The 18,454-nt window shown below is 68.0% G+C and carries 15 protein-coding genes, 2 tRNA genes and 1 riboswitch; of the genes, 11 read left to right on the forward strand and 6 right to left on the reverse strand.

Features of this window, described 5'->3' with window-relative positions; translation table 11 throughout:
- Positions 1–53: 53 nt before the first annotated feature.
- The gene (locus A4W93_RS12815) at positions 54–1,487 is read left to right on the forward strand and encodes an NAD-dependent succinate-semialdehyde dehydrogenase (protein ID WP_085750972.1); all 1,434 of its coding nucleotides are present in this window, start codon (positions 54–56) and stop codon (positions 1,485–1,487) included.
- On the opposite strand, the gene A4W93_RS12820 is transcribed toward A4W93_RS12815, so the two are convergent.
- The gene (locus A4W93_RS12820; RefSeq protein ID WP_085750973.1) at positions 1,474–2,304 is read right to left on the reverse strand and encodes an alpha/beta hydrolase; all 831 of its coding nucleotides are present in this window, start codon (positions 2,302–2,304) and stop codon (positions 1,474–1,476) included. The genes A4W93_RS12815 and A4W93_RS12820 overlap by 14 nt on opposite strands.
- Positions 2,305–2,428: 124 nt before the next feature.
- Between A4W93_RS12820 and A4W93_RS12825 the strand changes: the two genes are divergently transcribed.
- Positions 2,429–3,415, forward strand: coding sequence for a LysR family transcriptional regulator (locus tag A4W93_RS12825; protein WP_085750974.1), 987 nt, complete (start codon positions 2,429–2,431; stop codon positions 3,413–3,415).
- Between the two features lie 84 nt (positions 3,416–3,499).
- The gene (locus A4W93_RS29650; RefSeq protein ID WP_157131648.1) at positions 3,500–3,673 is read left to right on the forward strand and encodes a hypothetical protein; all 174 of its coding nucleotides are present in this window, start codon (positions 3,500–3,502) and stop codon (positions 3,671–3,673) included.
- A gap of 100 nt (positions 3,674–3,773) precedes the next feature.
- Here A4W93_RS29650 and A4W93_RS12830 read toward each other — a convergent pair.
- Positions 3,774–3,849 (reverse strand) — tRNA-Asn (locus A4W93_RS12830).
- A 51-nt stretch (positions 3,850–3,900) separates the two neighbouring features.
- Positions 3,901–6,039: a TonB-dependent siderophore receptor gene (locus A4W93_RS12835; protein ID WP_085750975.1), complete on the reverse strand. Its 2,139-nt coding sequence runs from the start codon at positions 6,037–6,039 to the stop codon at positions 3,901–3,903.
- 56 nt (positions 6,040–6,095) lie between these two features.
- Positions 6,096–6,200: riboswitch (TPP riboswitch) on the reverse strand.
- Positions 6,201–6,262: 62 nt separating this feature from the next.
- Between A4W93_RS12835 and A4W93_RS12840 the strand changes: the two genes are divergently transcribed.
- Positions 6,263–6,347, forward strand: a tRNA-Leu gene (locus A4W93_RS12840).
- Positions 6,348–6,369: 22 nt separating this feature from the next.
- Here A4W93_RS12840 and A4W93_RS12845 read toward each other — a convergent pair.
- Positions 6,370–6,582 carry a hypothetical protein gene (locus tag A4W93_RS12845; RefSeq protein WP_085750976.1) on the reverse strand — a complete coding sequence of 71 codons (213 nt, stop codon included), beginning with the start codon at positions 6,580–6,582 and terminating at the stop codon, positions 6,370–6,372.
- Positions 6,583–6,648: 66 nt separating this feature from the next.
- Entirely contained in the window at positions 6,649–7,470 is an 822-nt protein-coding gene (gene murI / locus A4W93_RS12850; protein ID WP_085750977.1) for a glutamate racemase, read from the reverse strand.
- A 181-nt stretch (positions 7,471–7,651) separates the two neighbouring features.
- On the opposite strand from murI, the gene A4W93_RS12855 reads away from it, so the two are divergent.
- The 4 genes from A4W93_RS12855 (at position 7,652) to A4W93_RS12870 (ending at position 12,217) form a co-directional block, all read left to right on the forward strand.
- A complete protein-coding gene (locus A4W93_RS12855) occupies positions 7,652–8,401 on the forward strand; it encodes an electron transfer flavoprotein subunit beta/FixA family protein (protein WP_085750978.1) in 750 nt (249 codons plus the stop codon).
- Positions 8,402–8,419: 18 nt separating this feature from the next.
- Positions 8,420–9,352 (forward strand): electron transfer flavoprotein subunit alpha/FixB family protein, encoded by a 933-nt coding sequence (locus tag A4W93_RS12860; RefSeq protein ID WP_085750979.1) that lies wholly within the window; start codon positions 8,420–8,422, stop codon positions 9,350–9,352.
- 85 nt (positions 9,353–9,437) lie between these two features.
- On the forward strand, positions 9,438–11,231 hold the full coding sequence (locus tag A4W93_RS12865) for an acyl-CoA dehydrogenase (protein ID WP_085750980.1): 1,794 nt from the start codon (positions 9,438–9,440) through the stop codon (positions 11,229–11,231).
- A 29-nt stretch (positions 11,232–11,260) separates the two neighbouring features.
- A complete protein-coding gene (locus A4W93_RS12870; protein WP_085750981.1) occupies positions 11,261–12,217 on the forward strand; it encodes an NAD(P)H-dependent flavin oxidoreductase in 957 nt (318 codons plus the stop codon).
- A 15-nt stretch (positions 12,218–12,232) separates the two neighbouring features.
- On the opposite strand, the gene A4W93_RS12875 is transcribed toward A4W93_RS12870, so the two are convergent.
- The gene (locus tag A4W93_RS12875; RefSeq protein WP_085750982.1) at positions 12,233–12,559 is read right to left on the reverse strand and encodes a hypothetical protein; all 327 of its coding nucleotides are present in this window, start codon (positions 12,557–12,559) and stop codon (positions 12,233–12,235) included.
- A 229-nt stretch (positions 12,560–12,788) separates the two neighbouring features.
- On the opposite strand from A4W93_RS12875, the gene A4W93_RS12880 reads away from it, so the two are divergent.
- The 3 genes from A4W93_RS12880 (at position 12,789) to lpdA (ending at position 18,443) form a co-directional block, all read left to right on the forward strand.
- Complete coding sequence (locus A4W93_RS12880) at positions 12,789–15,647, forward strand: 2-oxoglutarate dehydrogenase E1 component (RefSeq protein ID WP_085750983.1); 2,859 nt, start codon at positions 12,789–12,791, stop codon at positions 15,645–15,647.
- A 95-nt stretch (positions 15,648–15,742) separates the two neighbouring features.
- Positions 15,743–17,005, forward strand: a complete 1,263-nt coding sequence (gene odhB / locus A4W93_RS12885) for a 2-oxoglutarate dehydrogenase complex dihydrolipoyllysine-residue succinyltransferase (RefSeq protein ID WP_085750984.1) — start codon at positions 15,743–15,745, stop codon at positions 17,003–17,005.
- A gap of 10 nt (positions 17,006–17,015) precedes the next feature.
- A complete protein-coding gene (lpdA, locus tag A4W93_RS12890) occupies positions 17,016–18,443 on the forward strand; it encodes a dihydrolipoyl dehydrogenase (protein ID WP_085750985.1) in 1,428 nt (475 codons plus the stop codon).
- Positions 18,444–18,454: the final 11 nt, after the last annotated feature.

Genomic DNA, 18,454 nt, shown 5'->3' on the forward strand with positions numbered 1-18,454 from the left:
GCGATCTGGGCCAGAATCGACCGGTTCTCCTCCCCGTTCTCCCCGGAGTCGCCATGTCCGCATACCCCTCGCTCTCCCTCTACATCAACGGCCAATTCCTCTCGGGTGAAGGCCGCAAGACCCAGGACGTCTTCAACCCCGCCAACCAGCAGGTGATCGGCCAGCTGCCGCACGCCTCCAAGGCCGACCTGGACCTGGCCCTGCAGTCCGCCCAGAAGGCGTTCGAGACCTGGCGCAAGAGCTCGCCGCTCGATCGCTCGAACATCCTGCGCAAGGTGGCCGCGCTCACGCGCGAGCGCGCGGAAGACATCGCCCGCAACATCACGCTCGACCAGGGCAAGCCGCTCGGCGAAGCGCTGGCCGAGGTGCGCAGCTGCGCCGAACACGCCGAATGGCACGCCGAGGAAGCCCGCCGCATCTATGGCCGCGTGATCCCGGCCCGCCAGCCGAACGTGCGCCAGCTCGTCATCAAGGAACCGGTGGGGGTGTGCGCCGCGTTCACGCCGTGGAACTTCCCGTTCAACCAGGCCATCCGCAAGATGGTGGCCGCCATCGGCGCGGGTTGCACGCTGATCCTCAAGGGCCCGGAAGACTCGCCGAGCGCCGTGGTGGCGTTGGCCCAGCTGTTCCAGGACGCCGGCCTGCCGCCGGGCGTGCTCAACATCGTGTGGGGCGTGCCGTCGGAAGTCTCCACGTACCTGATCGAGTCGCCCATCGTGCGCAAGATCTCGTTCACGGGCTCGGTGGCCGTGGGCAAGCACCTGTCGTCGCTGGCCGGTCTGCACATGAAGCGGGTCACGATGGAGCTGGGCGGCCACTCGCCGGTGCTGGTGTTCGACGACGCCGACATCGAGCCGGCCGCCGAGATGCTCGCCCGCACCAAGCTGCGCAACGCGGGCCAGGTGTGCGTGTCGCCCACGCGCTTCTATGTGCAGGAGAAGGCGTACGACAAGTTCCTCGCCAAGTTCCTCGACGTGATCAAGAGCGTGAAGGTGGGTGACGGCCTCGAGAAGGGCACGCAGATGGGGCCGCTCGCGTTCGACCGCCGCGTCACCGCGATGCAGTCGTTCGTGGACGACGCCAACCGCCGCGGGGCGAAGGTGCTGACGGGCGGCGAGCGCATCGGCAGCGTGGGCAGCTTCTTCGCGCCCACCGTGGTGACCGAGATCGGCGACGACTCGATGCTGATGACCGAGGAGCCCTTCGGCCCCATCGCCCCGGTGGTGCGCTTCAAGGACACCGACGAAGGCATCCGCCGCGCCAACAGCCTGCCGTTCGGCCTGGCCTCGTTCGCGTTCACGGGCTCGCTGAAGACCGCCAACCGCGTGGCCAACGAACTGGAGGCCGGCATGGTGAACATCAACCACTTCGGCATCGCGCTGTCCGAGACGCCGTTCGGCGGCATCAAGGACAGCGGCATCGGCAGCGAAGGCGGGATGGAGACCTTCGACGGCTACCTGACCACCAAGTTCGTCACCGAGGTGTGACGGCCGCGGACGCGTGTTCCGCCAGGAACTGGCGGACACGCGTCTGCACGTCTTCCGGCCAGGCCGCGCCCGACTTGCGCGGGTCGGCCGCCACGTCGAGTTCGTCGGCCTCCACGCCCGCGCCCGTGAGGCGCGCGGCATAGCGCCGCGCGTCGTCGTGCAGCGGGTGGCCGGTGAACGAGACCAGCAGGGCCGGCGCCATGCCGGCCAGTCGCACGGCCGCGGCCGGGGCCGCGTACGGGTGGCTGATGTCGCCGGGCTGGGCGAGGTATTCCTTCCAGCCGCAGGCGATGCTGCAGCCGCCCACGCCGATGGAAGCCTGGCGCACCGAGGCCGAGGCCATGCAGGGGTCCAGCAGCGGCGAGAACAGCACCTGGCCGGCGGCCAGGTCGGGGTCGCGGTCGCGCGCCATCATGGCCACGGCCGCTGCCAGGTTGCCGCCGGCTTCCTCGCCCGCCAGCACCACGGGGGTGGGGTGGGCACGTTTGCCGCGCAGCGTGGCCAGCCATTCGAGTGCGGCGTAACCCGTGTCGATGGCGACGGGGAAGGGGTGTTCGGGCGCGAGCGGGTAGTCGACCGAGGCGACCAGCGCGCCGGCGTCGGCGAAGAGCCGCGCCACCGAGTTGCCGTCGTCCAGCGTGCCGCACGAGAACCAGCCGCCGTGGAAATGCAGCACCAGCGGCCGAGGGCCCTTGGCCTCCAGGTCGCCGTGCACGCGGACGTTGACCATGCGCCCGGCGATCGTCAGCGCCCTGTCCGAAATGGGGGGGCTGGAGGTGGTCCGTTCGATCGTGCGCGAGGTGGCGGTGTCTGTCATCCTGTGTCCTGCAGATGATGCGATGTCTGGGCGGAACGATACCCCGCCCGGTGGAGGCCGAAAAGGGCCCTGGGGCTCATGCTGTATTCCGTCACCGCAATAATCCGCGGATAGGAGAGGGTGAATGGACAAGTTTCAGGCGATGCAGGCGTTCCTGCGGGTGGTGGAGTCGGGCACCTTCGTGAAGGCGGCGGAGTCCATGCAGCTGCCCAAGCCCACGGTTACCCGGCTGATCCAGTCCCTGGAGGACCACCTGTCGGTGAAACTGCTGAACCGCACGACGCGGCGGGTGAGTGTCACGTCCGAGGGCGCGGCCTACTACGACCGGGCCAGCCGCCTGCTGGGCGAGCTGGACGAGCTGGAGGCGAGCGTGGTCGCGTCGCGCAGCGCGCCCAAGGGGCGGCTGAAGATCGACCTGCCGGGGTCGCTCGGCATCGGCGTGATCGTGCCGGCGCTCGCGTCGTTCCGCTCGAAATACCCGGACATCGACCTCGAGATCGGCGTCGGCGACCGGTCCGTGGACCTGATCGGCGACAACGTCGACTGCGTGGTGCGTGGGGGCGAGCTGCGCGACCAGTCCCTGATCGCGCGCCGCGTGGGCGATGTGCACATGGTGACTTGCGCGAGCCCGTTGTACCTGAAGGCGAACGGCCTGCCGCTCCACCCGAACGACCTCGATGCGAGCCACACGCTGATCCGTGCGTCGATCCAGCCGTCCGGCCGCCTGCTGCCCTTCGTGCTGGCCAAGGACCACGAGACCGTGGAGTCGAATGGCCGGCGCATCATCACGCTCAACGACACCAACGCGAGCGTGGCTGCGGCCACGGCGGGCCTGGGCATCGTGTGCGTGCCGTCGTTCCTCGTGCAGGAGCGCATCGGCGACGGCTCGCTCGAACTCGTGCTGCCCGAGTGGGATGCGCCGTCGATCCCGATCCACGTCGTCTACCCGCCGAATCGCCACCTGAGCGCGAAGGTGCGGGTGTTCGTCGACTGGATCGTGGAGCTGTTCGCCGCGCACGACCTGCTGCAGCGCAAGAGCACGCTGCCCGACCGTCCTGCGGCCCGCGCTCAGGGGGCCACCGAGGCGCCTGTGGCCGAAGCGGTCGGCTGAACGCTGGTTGTTGCCTTTGGCGGAACAACGTGTTCCGCCGGAACGGATTTATCCGGACGACCCTCGTCCGTACAGTTCGTTTCCATGAACACGACCTTCGAAATCGGCATGACCCTCGCGATGCTGGCGCTGTGGGCGCTGGCCATCGTGGCCACCTCGGAATCCCGCACGCCGCCGCCGATGCGGCCCCTGGTGCAGCAGGTGGCGGTGGCCACGCCCGCGACGCCGGCTTCCGCGCCGCTGGTGGCCACGCGCTGAACCGGATCCCCGGCCTCGCCGCCTGGCGGTGAGGGCCCTTCCGGATCTGGAGGCACAAAGCGAAAGGGGTCCCGTCTTGCGACGGGACCCCTTGCTGTTTTGGCTCCTCAACCTGGGCTCGAACCAGGGACCTACGGATTAACAGTCCGGCGCTCTACCGACTGAGCTATTGAGGAATTGAGCCTCGCAGTTTAGCCTGCTTTTGGTCTGCGTGGCAAGCTATTTCTTCAAAGTTCTGCGAGGACCGTGAGACGAACCGTGCGGGCCTCCATCGGGAACAGGTACACGTGCCCGTATTGCGAGGGCGATTCCTTCCACGCGCGCTTGTCGAACGCGTTGAAGAGGCCCAGCGTCCACGTGAGCGACGTGCCGTCCAGCTTGTGGGTGAAGCGGGCCGCGAGGTCGGTGCGGGTCCACGACGGCAGTTCGATCGAGCCGTCGTCCAGCACGTTGCGGCGACCTTCGTAGGTGACGTTGGCCTGCAGGTCGAGGCCGGACACGTACGGCACGCGGTAGCGGGCCTGGGCCTTCAGGGTCTGCTCGGGGACGTTGACCGGGGTGCGGCCGTTCAGCGTGGGGTCGGACGAGCCTTCGCGGCGCGCCTTGAGCCACATCGCCCCGGCCCGCAACTGCCAGGGGCCCAGCGTGTGGGTGACGTTGCCGTCGATGCCGCGGTGGTGGGCCGAGCCGTCGAGGTAGTAGTCGGCGCCGGTGTCGGTGACCGTGGGGCGGTCGATGTCGAACCAGGCGATGCCCCAGTCGGTGTTCCCGGCGCTCCCCTTCGTGCCCACCTCCCACTGCCGGCTCTTCGCCTGCAGCACCTGGCCGGCGTTCGTGTAGCCCGCGGCACCCGCGGCGCCGGGCACCACGTACGACTCGGCGCCTTCGCCCCAGCTGGCGTACACGTGCTGGCGGGGCGTCCATTCGTACGAGGCGGCGAGCCACGGCGTGGTCACGGTGTCGCCGTAGCCGGTGGCGTTGTTGCCTTCGGAGTCGACGGTGTCGCGGTGCAGGCGGGTCGTGCGCACGCCCAGCCACGTGCTGAAGCCGTGGCCCCAGTCGATCGCGTCGGTGGCGAAGAACTCGAGGTTGCGTTCCTTGCTGTTGGTGCCTGGTTCGGCCCGTGTCGGGTCTTCGGGGGTGACCTTCGTGCCGTCGATGTTGCCCACGCCGACGTAGTTGTTCGCGCCGGTCTGGACCCCGACGCTGCGCCGGTTGTATTGCACGCCGCCATGCAGCTGGTGCGAGATGCCGCCGGTGTCGACGCGGCCCTTCACCGCGGTCTGCGCGACCTGCACGCGGCGGCGCTCGCCCTCGCTGCGGAAGTCATAGACGTCGTAGTCGCCGTTCGGGCCGTAGCGGTCGCAGTAGCCGGTGGGCGTGCCGCATTCGAAGCCGAACGGGTACGCGAGGCGGTCGTCCGTCTTCAGGCTCTGCGCGCCGACGACACTCACCCAGTGCCAGCCGCCGCCGAATCCCTGGTCGAAGCGCACGGTGCCGGTCAGGCCGTCGAACACGTTCGGCTGGCTCCACGGCTGGTTGTTGAGGTTGTCGGGCTGGCGGACGGTGGGGATGCTGTCGCCGGTCAGGCTGTGGCCCGGCAGGCTCTTGCCCACCTGGTGCGACCACTCGATCTCCGCTTCGAGCAGCGAGTCCGGCGCGATGCGCCAGTCGCCCGCGAACGCGGCGACGGTGCGCTCGGCATGGTCGTAGTGGTCGATCTCGGGCTTGCTGTTCTCGTAGGCCACGTTGACCCGGTAGCCGAACACGCCGTCGTTGCCGGCGCGGCCCCCCAGGTCGATGCCGCCGCCGAGCGTGCCGCGGTCACCCACCGTCACCGCGGCGTTGCGCAGCGTCGTGTCGGTGGGGCGCTTGACGACGTAGTTGACGAGGCCGCCCGGCGAACTGGTGCCGGCCTGGATGCCGCTCGTGCCCTTCAGGATCTCGATGCGTTCCTTGTTCGCGAGCGGGATCACGGTCTCGGCCGTGATGGGCAGGCCTTCACGGCGGTAGTTGTAGCGCTGGTCGAGCACGTAGCCGCGCAGCGCGACGAAGTCCCAGTAGCCGGGCGAGTTGTAGGCGTCGGTGGCGGCGGCCTCGTACGACAGGATGTCGGCGAGGCGGCGTGCCTGCGACTCCTCGAGCTGGTCGCGCGTGACGACCGTGGCCTGCATCGGAACCGACACCAGCGGCACGTCGCCGAACCCGGTGAGGGCGCTGGGGGGCACGGGCGCCTGGGACTTGACGACCAGTGGCGCGAGGGCCGGCGCATCGGTCTGCGCGTGAGCCGCCGCGGCGGTGGCGAGGCAGGCGAGGGCGACCGCACGGCGCGGCGTGCGGAGGGAGGAATGGAGCGGATGGGCCATCGTGACGATCGTGCGATGGCAGGGGCGCGGCGTGAGGGGGGTGGAACGGCGGAGAGGCCCCTCGGCAGACGCTTCCCTGCGCGAGGATTACCTCAATCAGGTTCAAAGGGACTCTCTCAGTCGAGCGCGATGGACCGCGTTCAACACCCCCAGCGAAGGCCGCGCGTGAACGCGGCACGCGCGGATTATTGCAGAGTGCGGATCGTTGATAATCCGCAGCCCCGCCCGGGTGACGAAACTGGTAGACGTAGCGGACTTAAAATCCGCGGCCGCGAGGCGTAAGGGTTCGAGCCCCTTCCCGGGTACCACGCATGGCCCACGGCCTCCGTGTCACACGCCGTCCACGGCCTCCGGATCGTCGAAGGCCTTGTCTGCCGCGGCTTCCGGTGCCAACGCTCGCCAGCGAGGGCGCCCCGCCAGATCCATCGCGATGCGATGCACGTCCGCACCACTCAAGGTGCGATCGAGCGTGAGCATGCGCGCGGTGACGCGTTCGACCCAGTCCGCGTCGGTGAGGTCGGGGGTGGCGGCGAGGGGCAGCATGTGTCGGGTCCTCCATGGCTCGTGGCGATGTGACGTTCCGATCGTGCGCCTCGCGAGAGGTTCCCGCTAGATTTGCGAAGCGGCTGACACGTTGCAGGGGAAATCGAGCCAGCGCGACACCACGGAGCGAAGATGCGCGACATCGCCCGTGGTCTGCAGCATCACGGGTGCGGTCGACGGTGCGTCTTCGGGCGTGACACCGAGCAACCGTGCGGCCTGCCGCGAGACGGGCCATGCGGTGTCGATCAGCATGACGCCTTCGCCCATCGCGGCCTGGATGTGGTGGCGCACGAACGGGTAGTGGGTGCAGCCGAGCACCACGGTGTCGACACGCGCGTCGCGCAACGGCGCGCAGAAGGTCTCGATCATCGCCACCATGTCGGGTGCGTCGAGGTCCCCGCGTTCGATCTGTCCGGCGAGGCCGGGGCAGGGCTGCAGCACGATCGTCGCGTCACCGCCGTGGGCGTCGAGCAGGCGCTGGAACTTCGCGCTGCGCAAGGTGGTGGGCGTCGCCATCACGCCGATGCGGCCGCTGGCCGAGGTCTTCACGGCCGGCTTGATCGCGGGCTCGACGCCCACGACGGGAATCTCCGGCCAGCGCTCGCGCAGCGCGGCCACAGCCACGGCCGTGGCCGTGTTGCAGGCCACCACGATCAGGCGGGCGCCGCTGGCGACGAGGTGGCCGCCGATGGCGAGGGTGCGCGCGGCCACGTACTCGTCGGTGCGTTCGCCGTACGGCGCGTGGGCCGAGTCGGCGACGTAATGCAGCGGGTGCTCGGGCAGGGTGCGGTGCAGCACGCTCAGCACCGACAGGCCGCCGAGGCCGGAGTCGAACACGCCCACGAGGGGCTTCGGGTCGGCGGAAGAGGACGCGGCGATCGAGGTCATGGCCGCGCGGAGTCTAACGGAGCAAAAAAATGCTGGCGGTTCGTCCGAGTCGTGGCACAATCGAAAAATAGCACGATCGTTCGTTTCCTTTGTCACCCTCGCGACTTCGTGTGCTCGTCGTGGGTATGGTGCGATCCTAGAATCCGTGCAACTTCAACAGTGATCCTTGAGGAGCTTCGGCATGAAAGTCTTGGTGGCAGTCAAGCGGGTGGTGGACTACAACGTGAAGGTTCGCGTCAAGAGCGATGGCACGGGTGTGGACATCGCGAACGTGAAGATGAGCATGAACCCGTTCGACGAGATCGCCGTCGAAGAAGCGGTGCGGCTGAAGGAGAAGGGTGTGGTCACGGAAGTGATCGCCGTCTCGGCCGGCCCGACGCAATGCCAGGAAACGCTGCGCACGGCGATGGCCATCGGCGCCGACCGCGCCATCCTGGTCGAGAGCACGGATGAACTGCAGCCGCTGGCCGTGGCCAAGCTGCTCAAGGCCCTCGTGGACAAGGAACAGCCGTCGCTCGTGATCCTGGGCAAGCAGGCCATCGACGACGACAACAACCAGACGGGCCAGATGCTGGCGGCGCTCGCGGGCCTGCCGCAGGCGACGTTCGCCAGCAAGGTGGAACTGGCTGCCGATGGTGCCTCGGTCACGCGTGAAGTCGACGGGGGTCTGGAGACGCTCAAGCTCACGCTGCCGGCGGTCGTGACGACCGACCTGCGCCTGAACGAGCCGCGCTACGTGACGCTGCCGAACATCATGAAGGCGAAGAAGAAGCCGCTGGAAGTGGTGAAGCCGTCGGACCTGGGGGTGGACGTGGCCCCGCGCATCAAGACGCTGAAGGTCAGCGAGCCGCCGAAGCGGTCGGCTGGCATCAAGGTGCCGGATGTCGCCACGCTGGTCGACAAGCTGAAGAACACCGCCAAGGTCCTCTGATCCCAGGAGCACAAGAACATGACCGCACTCGTCATCGCCGAACACGACAACCAATCCATCAAGGGCGCCACCCTGAACACCGTGACCGCCGCCGCCCAGCTGGGTGGTGACGTACACGTCCTGGTCGCCGGCTCGAACGCCGCCGACGCCGCCAAGGCCGCCGCCGCCATCGCCGGCGTGGCCAAGGTGATCCACGCCGACGCCGCCGGCTTCGAGCACGGCCTCGCCGAAAACGTCGCCGCGCAAGTCATCGCGCTGGCCGGTTCGTACAGCCACATCGTCTTCCCGGCCACGGCGTCGGGCAAGAACGTCGCGCCGCGCGTGGCCGCGCTGCTGGACGTGGGCCAGGTGAGCGACATCACGAAGGTGGTGAGCCCCGACACCTTCGAGCGCCCGATCTACGCCGGCAACGCCATCGCCACCGTGCAGAGCGCCGACAAGGTCAAGGTGATCACCGTGCGTTCGACGGGCTTCGATGCCGCGGCCGCCACCGGTGGCAGCGCCGCCGTCGAGACCGCCTCGGCCACGGCCGACAGCGGCAAGTCGAGCTTCGTGGGCAGCGAGATCGCCAAGAACGACCGCCCCGAACTGACCGCCGCGAAGATCATCGTGTCCGGCGGCCGAGCGCTTGGCAGCAGCGACAAGTTCAATGAAGTGCTGACCCCGCTGGCCGACAAGCTCGGCGCTGCGCTCGGTGCCAGCCGCGCCGCCGTCGACGCGGGCTACGCCCCGAATGACTGGCAAGTGGGCCAGACCGGCAAGATCGTCGCGCCGCAGCTCTACATCGCGGCCGGCATCTCCGGGGCCATCCAGCACCTGGCCGGCATGAAGGACTCCAAGGTGATCGTCGCGATCAACAAGGACCCCGAAGCGCCGATCTTCAGCGTGGCCGACTACGGCCTCGAGGCCGACCTGTTCACCGCGGTGCCGGAACTGGTCAAGGCTCTGTAAGCCTCCGTTCCGCCCCGAGCCCGTTCGCCGATTCGAAAGGCCGACGGGCTTTTTCTCGCCCGAATTCACCTTTCCAGGAGTTGTCATGAGCTACGTCGCCCCCGTCAAGGACATGCTGTTCTGCATGCAGGAACTCGCCGACCTCGAGTCCGTCGCGAAGCTTCCGGGGTTCGAGGACGCAGGCCTCGAGACGGCGCAGGCCGTGCTCGAGGAGTGCGCCAAGTTCAACGAGGGCGTGCTCGCCCCGCTGAACTTCGAGGGCGACAAGAACCCGTCCTCGTGGAAGGACGGCAAGGTCACGACGACGCCCGGCTTCAAGGAAGCTTTCAAGCAGTTCGGTGAAGGCGGCTGGCAGGGCCTGCAGCACCCGGCCGACTTCGGCGGCCAGGGCCTGCCGAAGACCATCGGTGCGGCGTGCATCGAGATGCTCAACAGCGCCAACGTCAGCTTCGCGCTGTGCCCGCTGCTGACCGATGGCGCCATCGAGGCGCTGCTGACCGCCGGTTCGCCGGAGCAGCAGCAGACCTACCTCCCGAAGATGATCTCGGGTGAGTGGACCGGCACGATGAACCTGACCGAGCCGCAGGCCGGCTCCGACCTCGCGCTGGTGCGCACGCGTGCCGAACCGCAGGGCGACGGCACGTACAAGATCTTCGGCACGAAGATCTTCATCACGTACGGCGAACACGACATGGCGCCGAACATCATCCACCTCGTGCTGGCCCGCGTGGCCGGCGCGCCAGAAGGGGTCAAGGGCATCAGCCTGTTCCTCGTGCCGAAGTTCCGCCTGAATGCCGACGGCTCGCCGGGCGAGCGCAACGACGCCCACTGCGTCAGCATCGAGCACAAGCTGGGCATCAAGGCCAGCCCCACGGCCGTGCTGCAGTTCGGTGACCACGGCGGTGCCATCGGCGAACTGATCGGCGAGGAGAACCGCGGCCTCGAGTACATGTTCATCATGATGAACGCTGCCCGCTACGCCGTGGGCATGCAGGGCATCGCGGTGGCCGAGCGTTCGTACCAGAAGGCCGTGCAGTACGCCCGCGACCGCGTGCAGTCGAGGCCGGTGGACGGCTCGCTGCCCGGCAGCGCCCCCATCATCCACCACCCCGATGTGCGCCGCATGCTGATGACGATGCGCTCGCTGACCGAAGGCTGCCGCGCGATGGCGATCACCGCCGCCGCGGCGCATGACGCGCAGCACGCCAGCCCGGACGCGGACGCCCGCAAGCAGAACCAGGCGTTCTACGAATTCATGGTGCCGCTCGTGAAGGGCTACAGCACCGAAATGAGCCTCGAGGTCACCGACCTCGGCGTGCAGGTGCACGGCGGCATGGGCTTCATCGAGGAAACCGGCGCGGCGCAGTACTACCGCGACGCGAAGATCCTGACCATCTACGAAGGCACCACCGCCATCCAGGCGAACGACCTCGTGGGCCGCAAGACGATGCGTGACGGCGGCCAGACGGCCAAGGCCATCGCGAAGCAGATCGAGGTCACCGAGGCCGCGCTGGCGAAGTCGGGCACCCCGGCCGCGCAGGCGATGCTCAAGGCGCTGTCGGCCGGCCGCGCCGCCTTCGTCGACGTGGTGGACTTCGTGGTCGCGAACGGCAAGACGAAGCCGAACGCCGTGTTCGCCGGCTCCGTGCCGTACCTGATGCTCGCGGGCAACGTGGTGGCCGGCTGGCAGCTGGCGCGCGCGCTGCTCGTGGCCGAGGCGCAGCTCGCCAAGGGCGAGGGCGACACGGCCTTCCTGACCGCGAAGGTTGCCACGGCCCGCTTCTACGCCGAGCACATCCTGACCCGCGCCTCCAGCGTGCGTGCCGCGATCCTCGAGGGCGCCGACAGCGTCACCGCGCTCGCGCTCGACGCCTTCTGACACCGACCTTTCCGACCGGAGACCTCCCCGTGGCCCTGCCTCCCATCCTGCAGAACCTGCCGTTGCCCATCATCGGGTCGCCGCTGTTCATCGTCAGCAACCCGAAGCTCGTGATCGCGCAGTGCAAGGCCGGCGTGGTCGGGTCGATGCCGGCGCTGAACGCGCGCCCGGCCGAGCTGCTCGACGAGTGGCTCGCCGAGATCACCGAGGCCCTGGCGTCGCACAACCGCGCGAACCCGGACAAGCCCGCGGCCCCGTTCGCGATCAACCAGATCGTGCACAAGAGCAACGACCGGCTCGAGCACGACCTCGAGGTGTGCGCCAAGTACAAGGTGCCCATCGTGATCACGTCGCTGGGCGCGCGCACGGACGTCAACGACGCGGTGCACGCCTGGGGTGGTGTGGTGCTGCACGACATCATCAACAACTTCTTCGCGAAGAAGGCGATCGAGAAGGGTGCCGACGGCCTGATCGCGGTGGCGGCGGGCGCCGGCGGCCACGCCGGCGTGAAGAGCCCGTTCGCGCTGATCCAGGAGATCCGCGAGTGGTTCGACGGCCCGATCGCGCTCAGCGGCTCCATCGCCAGCGGCGGCGCGGTGCTGGCCGCCCAGGCCATGGGCGCCGACTTCGCCTACATCGGCTCGGCCTTCATCGCCACCGACGAGGCCCGCGCGGTCGACGCCTACAAGCAGATGATCGTCGACAGCACCAGCGACGACATCGTCTACAGCAACCTCTTCACCGGGGTGCACGGCAACTACCTGAAGGGCTCGATCGTCAACGCCGGGCTCGACCCCGAGAACCTGGCCGAGAGCGATTCGAGCAAGATGAGCTTCTCGGGCGGCGAGTCGAAGAAGGCCTGGAAGGACATCTGGGGCTGCGGCCAGGGCATCGGCCACATCAAGAAGGTGGTGCCGGCCGGCGAACTGGTCGCCCGCCTGGCGGCCGAGTACCACGAGGCGCGGGAGCGCCTGGCGCTGCGCTGACCTCCGGTCGGCGGGTCAGGCCGGGGAGGGCGCCTGGGGCTCCAGGTCGCAGTCGCACCCCTCGCCGGCCGCGATCCACCGCGGCGCGAAGCGCGCCGCCACCCGGGCCAGCCACGCCGGCCCGATGAACCGCTGTGGTTCGGTCACCACACCGCAGCGGTAGACCGACCCGGCCTCGTCCCAGACCAGCGCCGCACAGGCGCCGGTGCGCCGCCGGCTCACCAGCATGCCCGCCGGACACGGTTCCGCGAGGCAGCACACCCCGCAGCCATTGCAGGCGCTGCCCACCGGCGGCTTGGCCGGCGCGGTCGGATGGATCTGGATGATGCGGAAATCTGACATCGGGGTGACAGGGGACTCGCCCATTGTGCGGATGTGGTGTGAACGTGATCATTCAAACTGACGCTGCTTCCGCATCGGTGTTACAGTGCGATCCCAGACTCAGACAGGTCCTTCCCGTCCCCTTGTGTCACAGCAAGGCGGGTCGCAATCCGCAAACCGGTGCAGCCGTAACGCGGAAGGTTTATCAACCCACTACAGCGCCGGAAACCGGTGCGAAAGGTGAGCGAAAATGATGCAGGAATACAGGTCGAACTCGTACCTGTTCGGGGGCAATGCGCCTTACGTCGAAGAGATGTATGAGGCCTACCTCGACAACCCGGGCTCCGTGCCCGACAACTGGCGTGCCTATTTCGACGCCCTCCAGAACGTCCCGGCCGCCGATGGCAGCGCCTCTCGCGACGTCGCCCACGCCCCGGTCGTCGAATCCTTCGCGCAACGCGCCAAGGCCAACGCCTTCGGCAACAAGGCCAGCAACGCCGACCTCGCCATCGCGCACAAGCAGGTCCACGTCCAGTCCCTGATCGCCGCCTACCGGTTCCTCGGTTCGCGCTGGGCCGACCTCGACCCGCTCAAGCGCCAGGAACGTCCCAAGATCCCCGAACTCGAACCGGCGTTCTACGACCTGTCCGAGGCGGACATGGACCTCTCGTTCAGCGCCACGAACACCTACTTCTCCACCGCGGAGAACATGACCCTGCGCGAGATCGTGCAGGCCCTGCGCGAGACGTACTGCGGCTCCATCGGCGCCGAGTACATGCACATCACCGACCCGGCCGAGAAGCGCTGGTGGCAGCAGCGGCTGGAATCCATCCGCTCGAAGCCCAGCTTCAAGCCGGAAGAGAAGGTCAACATCCTCGAGCGCCTGACGGCGGCCGAGGGCCTCGAGCGCTACCTCCACACCAAGTACGTCGGCCAGAAGCGCTTCTCGCTCGAAGGCGGCGAGAGCTTCATCGCCTCGATGGACGAAGTGGTCCAGCGCTCCGGTGAAGTGGGCGTGCAGGAAATCGTGATCGGCATGGCCCACCGCGGCCGCCTGAACGTGCTGGTGAACACCCTGGGCAAGGCCCCGAAGGACCTGTTCTCCGAGTTCGACCACACCGCCCCCGAGAACCTCCCGTCCGGCGACGTGAAGTACCACCAGGGCTTCTCGAGCGACGTGTCCACCCGCGGCGGCCCGGTTCACCTGAGCCTGTCGTTCAACCCGTCCCACCTGGAAATCGTGAACCCGGTGGTCGAGGGTTCGGTGAAGGCCCGCCTGGACCGCCGCGGCGACCAGGAAGGCGACACGGTGCTGCCGGTGCTCGTGCACGGCGACGCCGCGTTCGCCGGCCAGGGTGTCGTGATGGAAACGCTGGCGCTGGCCCAGACCCGTGGCTACTACACGGGCGGCACGCTGCACATCGTCATCAACAACCAGATCGGCTTCACCACCAGCGACCCGCGCGACACGCGTTCCACGCTGTACTGCACCGACGTCGTCAAGATGATCGAGGCCCCGGTGCTGCACGTGAACGGCGACGATCCCGAAGCCGTGGTGCTCGCCACGCGCCTCGCGCTCGACTACCGCCAGGAGTTCAACAAGGACGTCGTCGTCGACATCGTCTGCTTCCGCAAGCTCGGCCACAACGAACAGGACACCCCGGCGCTCACGCAGCCGCTGATGTACAAGTCGATCGGCAAGCACCCGGGCACGCGCAAGCTGTACGGCGACAAGCTGGTCGCCAACGGCACGCTGAAGAACGAAGGTCCGGACGACCTCGTCAAGACGTACCGCGCCGCGATGGACGCCGGCAAGCACACGGTCGACCCGGTACTCACGAACTACAAGAGCAAGTACGCCGTCGACTGGTCGCCGTTCCTGAACAAGAAGTGGACCGACTCGGCCGACACGGCCCTGCCGTCCGCCGAGATCAAGCGCCTGGCCGAACGCCTGACGACCGTGCCGAACGGCTTCAAGCCGCACGCGCTGGTCGAGAAGGTGCTGGCCGACCGCGCCGCGATGGGCCGGGGCGAGATCAACGTCGACTGGGGCATGGCCGAGTCGCTCGCCTACGCCTCGCTCGTGGCCAGCGGCTACCCGGTGCGCCTGTCGGGTGAAGACTGCGGCCGCGGCACGTTCACGCACCGCCACGCGGTGCTGCACGACCAGAACCGCGAGAAGTGGGACGAAGGCACCTGGACCTCGCTGCAGCACGTGGCCGACGGCCAGGCTCCGTTCGTCGTGATCGACTCGCTGCTGTCCGAAGAGGCCGTGCTCGGCTTCGAATACGGCTACGCCAGCGCCGACCCGAACACGCTCGTGATCTGGGAAGCCCAGTTCGGCGACTTCACCAACGGCGCGCAGGTCGTGATCGACCAGTTCATCGCCTCCGGCGAAGTGAAGTGGGGCCGCGCGAACGGCCTGACGATGCTGCTGCCGCACGGCTACGAAGGCCAGGGTCCGGAGCACTCGTCGGCCCGCCTCGAGCGCTTCATGCAGCTCGCCGCGGACAACAACATGCAGATCGTGCAGCCCACCACGGCCAGCCAGATCTTCCACGTGCTCCGTCGCCAGATGGTGCGCATGTTCCGCAAGCCGCTGGTGGTCATGTCGCCGAAGTCGCTGCTGCGTGCCAAGGACGCGGGTTCGCCGCTGTCCGAGTTCACGAAGGGCGAGTTCCGCACCGTCATCGGTCCGGACCGTTCGGAGATCGAGGCCGACAAGGTCAAGCGCGTGATCGCCTGCTCGGGCAAGGTCGCCTACGACCTGATCAAGCGCCGCGACGAGAAGAAGGCGTGGGACACGGTGATCGTCCGCGTGGAACAGCTGTACCCGTTCCCGCACAAGGCGTTCGCCGCCGAGATGAAGCGTTTCCCGAACGCGACCGAAGTGATCTGGGCGCAGGACGAGCCGCAGAACCAGGGTGCCTGGTTCTTCGTGCAGCACTACATCCACGAGAACATGGTCGAAGGCCAGAAGCTCGGTTACGCCGGCCGTCCGGCGTCCGCTTCGCCGGCCGTGGGTTATGCCCACCTGCACCAGGAGCAGCAGAAGGCGCTGCTCGACCAGGCGTTCGGCAAGCTCAAGGGCTTCGTGCTCTCGAAGTGATGTGACGAGGCGCGGGATGGGCGCGAGGGGCGGATGCCCCCGGCCGTCCCCCGCGCCGCACCACTTCGTCTCCCCCCAAATTCTGGAAGAACAACATGGCAATCGTTGAAGTCAAGGTCCCGCAGCTGTCCGAATCCGTGGCCGAAGCCACCCTGCTGCAGTGGAAGAAGAAGCCGGGCGAAGCTGTCGCCCTCGATGAAATCCTCGTCGAAATCGAAACCGACAAGGTCGTGCTCGAAGTGCCGGCCCCCGCTGCCGGCGTGATGGCCCAGCTCGTCAAGAACGACGGCGAAAGCTGCACGAGCGATGAAGTCATCGCCAAGATCGACACCGACGCGTCGGCCCAGGTGAGCCCGCTCGAGATCAAGCCGGTGCCGGCCTCGGCACCCGCCGCCGCGCCTGCCGCCGCCGGTGGCAACAAGGGCGACGTGGCCATGCCCGCCGCCGCCAAGCTGCTCGCCGAGAACAACCTGGCCGCAAGCAGCGTCGCCGGCACCGGCAAGGATGGCCGCGTGACGAAGGGCGACGTGCTCGGCGCCATCGAAGGTGGCGCGAAGGCCGCTGCCCCGGCCGCCAAGGCCGTGTCGGCCCCGGTGCCCGCCGCCGTGTCGAAGCCGCTGCCCGCCGTGGCCGCGCCCGTCCAGCAGAACCTGGGTGATCGCCCGGAACAGCGCGTGCCGATGAGCCGCCTGCGCGCCCGCATCGCCGAGCGCCTGGTGCAGTCGCAATCCACCAACGCCATCCTGACCACGTTCAACGAAGTGAACATGGCCCCGGTGATGGAGATGCGCAAGAAGTTCCAGGAGAAGTTCGAGAAGGAACACGGCGTCAAGCTCGGCTTCATGAGCTTCTTCGTGAAGGCCGCGGTGCACGCCCTCAAGAAGTACCCGATCGTCAACGCCTCGGTCGACGGCAACGACATCGTCTACCACGGCTACTTCGACATCGGCATCGCCGTGGGCTCGCCGCGCGGCCTCGTGGTGCCGGTGCTGCGCAACGTCGACCAGATGACGTTCGCCGACATCGAGAAGAAGATCGCCGAGTTCGGCGCCAAGGCCCGTGACGGCAAGCTGTCCCTCGAGGAACTGACCGGCGGCACGTTCTCGATCTCGAACGGCGGCACCTTCGGCTCCATGCTGTCGACCCCGATCATCAACCCGCCCCAGTCGGCCATCCTCGGCGTGCACGCCACGAAGGACCGCGCCGTCGTCGAGAACGGCCAAGTGGTCGTCCGTCCGATGAACTACCTGGCGATGAGCTACGACCACCGCATCATCGACGGCCGCGAAGCCGTGCTGTCGCTCGTGGCCATGAAGGAAGCGCTGGAAGACCCGGCCCGCCTGCTGTTCGACATCTGAGGACGACACCATGAGCAAGCAATTCGACGTGGTCGTCATCGGCGGCGGCCCCGGTGGTTACATCGCGGCCATCCGCGCGGCGCAGCTCGGTTTCAACACCGCCTGCATCGACGAATGGAAGAACGAGAAGGGCGGCCCGGCCCCGGGCGGCACCTGCACGAACGTGGGCTGCATTCCCTCGAAGGCGCTGCTGCAGTCCAGCGAGCACTTCGAGCAGGCCGGCCATCATTTCGCCGACCACGGCATCGGCCTGAAGGACCTGAGCATCGACGTCGCGAAGATGCTGGGCCGCAAGGACACCGTCGTGAAGCAGAACAACGACGGCATCCTGTACCTGTTCAAGAAGAACAAGGTCACGTTCTTCCACGGTCGCGGCTCCTTCGTGAAGGCCGCTGACGGCGGCTACGAGCTGAAGGTCGCCGGCGCCGCCGAGGAAACCATCACCGCGAAGCACGTCGTGGTCGCCACGGGCTCCAACCCCCGTGCGCTGCCCGGCGCCGCATTCGACGAGGAGAACATCCTCTCGAACGACGGTGCGCTGCGCATCCCCGCCGTGCCGAAGAAGCTCGGCGTGATCGGCGCCGGCGTGATCGGCCTGGAAATGGGCTCGGTGTGGCGCCGCCTCGGCGCGGAAGTCACCGTGCTCGAAGCACTGCCGGTGTTCCTGGGCGCGGTCGACGAGACCATCGCCAAGGAAGCCCAGAAGGCGCTGAAGAAGCAGGGCCTGAACATCGAGGTCGGTGTCAAGATCTCCGAGGTCAAGAGCGACAAGAAGGGCGTGACCGTCGCCTACGCGAACGCGAAGGGCGAGGCGCAGACCCTGGCGGTCGACAAGCTGATCGTGTCCATCGGCCGTGTGCCGAACACCATCGGCCTGAACGCTGAAAGCGTGGGCCTGAAGCTCGACGAACGCGGCGCCATCGCCGTGGACGACGACTGCAAGACCAACCTGCCGAACGTCTGGGCCATCGGTGACGTCGTGCGCGGCCCGATGCTCGCGCACAAGGCGGAAGAGGAAGGTGTGGCCGTGGCCGAGCGCATCGCCGGCCAGCACGGGCACGTCAACTTCAACACCGTGCCGTGGGTCATCTACACGTCGCCGGAAATCGCGTGGGTGGGCCAGACCGAGCAGCAGCTCAAGGCCGAAGGCCGCGCGTACAAGGCCGGCAGCTTCCCGTTCATGGCCAACGGCCGTGCACGTGCGCTGGGTGACACCACGGGCCTCGTGAAGGTCATCGCCGACGCGAAGACCGACGAGATCCTGGGCGTGCACATGGTGGGGCCGTACGTGTCCGAGCTGATCGCCGAGGCGGTAGTCGCGATGGAGTTCAAGGCCTCGGCCGAGGACATCGCGCGCATCTGCCACGCGCACCCGTCGCTGAGCGAGGCGACGAAGGAAGCCGCCCTGGCGGTGGACAAGCGCACGCTCAACTTCTGACCGGCGCGTTC

This window comes from Piscinibacter gummiphilus (genome assembly GCF_002116905.1).
Lineage (GTDB): Bacteria > Pseudomonadota > Gammaproteobacteria > Burkholderiales > Burkholderiaceae_C > Rhizobacter > Rhizobacter gummiphilus.